This is a genomic window from Streptomyces sp. WELS2, assembly GCF_013870595.1.
In the GTDB taxonomy this organism is placed as follows: Bacteria; Actinomycetota; Actinomycetes; order Streptomycetales; family Streptomycetaceae; genus Streptomyces.
In genome coordinates, this window is sequence record NZ_JACBWZ010000709.1 from 1 (window position 1) to 3259 (window position 3259).

The window sequence follows — 3259 nt, forward strand, 5'->3', positions numbered from 1 at the left end:
GGAGGCACCCGGACGGCGGACCCTCCTTGGAGAAACGTTCCTTCAGTGATCCCGAGCGGTGTCCCCGCTGGTGGTGGAGGCCGTCACCAGCCGGTTGCGCGCCCGCCCCATCAACTCCTCGCGCTCGTCCTCGGTCAGGCCGCCCCAGACGCCGTACGGCTCGCGCACCGCCAGCGCGTGCGCCGCGCACTCCGCGCGGACCGGGCATCTCATGCAGACCTCTTTGGCCGAGTTCTCGCGAGCGCTCCGAGCCGCCCCGCGCTCGCCCTCCGGGTGGAAGAAGAGCGAGCTGTCCACCCCGCGGCAGGCAGCCAGCAGCTGCCAGTCCCACAGGTCCGCGTTCGGTCCGGGAAGGCGGGAGAAATCTGCCATTACGTGACCCCTTGTCGCCGATCTGGGCGGGTACGGTGCCAACGACCGTACATCTCCGGTCTAAGGAGATGAAAATATGACTCATTGCGAATCTAGCCCCGGACACTGCGAAACGGGAAGAAAAGGGGCCAAATGGGTCATAGGTTGTGATGAAAAGTTGAGAGTCCGACGGGCATGTCGGCACCGTGTCCGTCCCCTCACATAGAGTGCCGAAGACGGCACGCGGGCCCGTAACTCTTTCGAGTGACCGTCGTTGAGAGTGCGGAGGCGGTTGAAAGAACAAGCGCTCGGGCAGGCGTCCGAGACGGTCGACCGCACAGGTGACGATTCCGTACCAGCCTGGAGGCTCAAGGTGACGCGCATCAGCTGCGGAGGGCGGTCATGACATCCGTCCTCGTCTGCGACGACTCCCCGCTTGCCCGAGAAGCGCTCCGCCGCGCGGTCGCGACCGTGCCCGGTGTCGAGCGTGTGACGACGGCGGCCAACGGCGAGGAAGTCCTCCGCCGCTGGGGCGCCGACCGCTCCGACCTCATCCTGATGGACGTGCGCATGCCCGGTCTGGGCGGCGTGGAAACCGTGCGCCGGCTGCTCTCCGCCGACCCGGGCGCGCGCATCATCCGGAACCTGGCCGGCTGGTACGAGGCCGGGACCACGCCCGGGGAGACGGGCACCGCGATCGTCGCCGGCCATGTCGACAACGCCGACGGACCCGCCGTCTTCTACCGCCTGGGCGCGCTCAAGCGGGGCGACCGCGTCGAGGTGGACCGCCGGGACGGCACCGTGGCGCTGTTCACCGTGGACGCGGTGGAGGTGTACTCGGCCCGCGACTTCCCCGACGACAAGGTGTACGGCGCCGCCCCGCGCCCCGAACTCCGCGTCATCACCTGCGGCGGCGGTTACTCGAAGACCACCGGTTACCAGGGCAACGTGGTGGTGTTCGCGCACCTGACGGGAAGCCGCCAACCGGGAGGCGGCGCGCGGAGCCGGACCGCGCCCCGAGCCCCTCAGCCCACCGCCTGCCGCGCGCCCAGCACGTGCTTCTCCCCCCACACGCCCAGCGGGGCCAGCGCCTCGTTCAGCCGGTCGCCGACCTCGGTCAGCGAGTACTCGACGCGGGGCGGTGTCTCCGCGTAGTCCTCCCGGTGCACGATGCCGTCGGCCTCCAGCTCGCGCAGCTGGGCGGCGAGCACCTTCTCGGTGACGCCCGGCAGCAGCCGGCGCAGCTCCCCGAACCGGCGGGTGCCCTCCCCCAGCGCCCACAGGATCGACACCTTCCACTTGCCGTCGATGATGTCCATCGCCGCGTCGACGCCGCAGATGTACGCCCCCGGCCGCCGTCCCACCGGCATGCTGCTCCCCCTTCCTTCCCGCGCCCTTCCCTGCGGGTAACCACCCACTCCAAAGTACGTACTTATGCGCGGCGGCTCCCCGGGGGAGCCTAGTCGTCATGACCGACAACTCCCCCTCCTCCGGCCCCCGTACCCCCCTGACCCTGCTCGGCACCGGTGCCATGGGCACCGCCCTCGGCCGGGCCTGGCTCGCCGCCGGGCACCCCCTGACCGTCTGGAACCGCACACCGGAGCGGACGGCCGCGCTGACCGCCGAGGGCGCGGTGGCCGCCGACAGCGCCGCGGCCGCCGTGGCCGCGAACCGGCTCGTGGTGGCCTGCCTGCTGGACGACGCCTCGGTGGGCTCCGCCCTGGAGGGCGCCGACCTGGCCGGACGGGACCTGGTGAACCTCACCACCGGCACCCCCGCCGACGCCCGCGCCCGTGCCGCCTGGGCCGCGGAGCGGGGCGCACGGCTGCTGGACGGCGGGATCATGGCCGTACCGCCGATGATCGGCACGCCCGGCGCCTTCACGTTCTACAGCGGTGACCCGGAGGTGTTCGAGGAGCACCGGGAGACCCTCGCCGTGCCGGCCGGCACCGAGTACGTCGGCGCCGACCCCGGGCTCGCCGCGCTGCACGACGTGGCGCTGCTGACCGGCATGTACGGGATGTTCGCCGGGATCACGAGCGCCTTCGCGCTGCTGCGGGACACGGACGTGGCGCCCGAGGAGTTCGCCCCGCTGCTCGTGTCGTGGCTGGCCGCGATGGCCGGCCAGGCGCACGGCATGGCCGGCCGGCTGGCGTCCGGCGACTACACGTCCGATGTCGTCTCCAACCTCGCGATGCAGGTCGCGGGCAGCGGCACGCTGCTGCGCACGGCCGAGGAACAGGGGACGAGCGCGGAACTGATCACCCCCTTCTTCGACCTCATGCGCCGCCGCCTGGCCGACGGCCACGACGAGGAGGACACCACGGGCCTGGTGCACCTGCTGAACACCCGCCGCCCCGCCGGGACCCGGTGACCCGCCAGGGCTGCCATCCCTCGCACCCTCACACCACACCCCCGCACCCGCCCGGCCAACTCACACCCCCCGCCCCGTCCCGCTGAGGGCAGCGTTCCTCCCGGGAAACAGGTGTGATGCCGCCGGGTAACGTCGGGGCCGCACGCTCAAGGGCATGACCTCGAATACGCGTGTGGTGGTGATCGGCGCCGGCCTCGCGGGCGTACGGCTCGCCCGGCGGCTCGGCGAGCTGGGCACGCCCGTGCTGCTCGTCGGCGACGAGGAGCACGCGCCGTACAACCGGGTGCTGCTCGCCGAGGTACTGGCCGGCCGGTACGCGCCGGAGGTGATCACCCTCCCGCCGCCGGCCGGCCTGTTGCGTACCCGCGTCACCGGTATCGACCGGGCCGCCCGGACCGTCTCCTGCGCCGACGGCATGTCCATCGCGTACGACACACTCGTCCTGGCCACCGGCGCCAACCCGGTGCTGCCCCCGCTGCGCGGCCTGTTCACGCCGGACCGGCGGCTGCCCGAGGGCGTCCACGCCTTCCGCAC

Annotated in this window: 4 protein-coding genes and 1 pseudogene; 3 read left to right on the forward strand and 2 right to left on the reverse strand. The window is 72.2% G+C overall.

The window, feature by feature from the left end:
• Positions 1-42: 42 nt before the first annotated feature.
• Entirely contained in the window at positions 43-372 is a 330-nt protein-coding gene (locus tag H5J33_RS28510; protein ID WP_181797708.1) for a WhiB family transcriptional regulator, read from the reverse strand.
• A 381-nt stretch (positions 373-753) separates the two neighbouring features.
• Here H5J33_RS28510 and H5J33_RS38780 point away from each other — a divergent pair.
• Positions 754-1332, forward strand: a pseudogene (locus tag H5J33_RS38780) (class F sortase); the annotation flags it as partial.
• 44 nt (positions 1333-1376) lie between these two features.
• Here H5J33_RS38780 and H5J33_RS28525 read toward each other — a convergent pair.
• Positions 1377-1721, reverse strand: coding sequence for a helix-turn-helix domain-containing protein (locus H5J33_RS28525; protein ID WP_181797709.1), 345 nt, complete (start codon positions 1719-1721; stop codon positions 1377-1379).
• Positions 1722-1819: 98 nt separating this feature from the next.
• Between H5J33_RS28525 and H5J33_RS28530 the strand changes: the two genes are divergently transcribed.
• Positions 1820-2725, forward strand: a complete 906-nt coding sequence (locus H5J33_RS28530; RefSeq protein WP_181797710.1) for an NAD(P)-dependent oxidoreductase — start codon at positions 1820-1822, stop codon at positions 2723-2725.
• Positions 2726-2879: 154 nt separating this feature from the next.
• Positions 2880-3259 (forward strand): FAD-dependent oxidoreductase (locus H5J33_RS28535; protein ID WP_181797711.1); only part of this gene is annotated, 380 nt, incomplete at its 3' end.

What these genes read in the sequence shown, in the direction of transcription:
- H5J33_RS28510 (WP_181797708.1), bottom strand. Translation starts at nt 372, where the DNA reads ATGGCAGATTTCTCCCGCCTTCCCGGACCGAACGCGGACCTGTGGGAC.
- H5J33_RS28525 (WP_181797709.1), bottom strand. Translation starts at nt 1,721, where the DNA reads ATGCCGGTGGGACGGCGGCCGGGGGCGTACATCTGCGGCGTCGACGCG.
- H5J33_RS28530 (WP_181797710.1), top strand. Translation starts at nt 1,820, where the DNA reads ATGACCGACAACTCCCCCTCCTCCGGCCCCCGTACCCCCCTGACCCTG.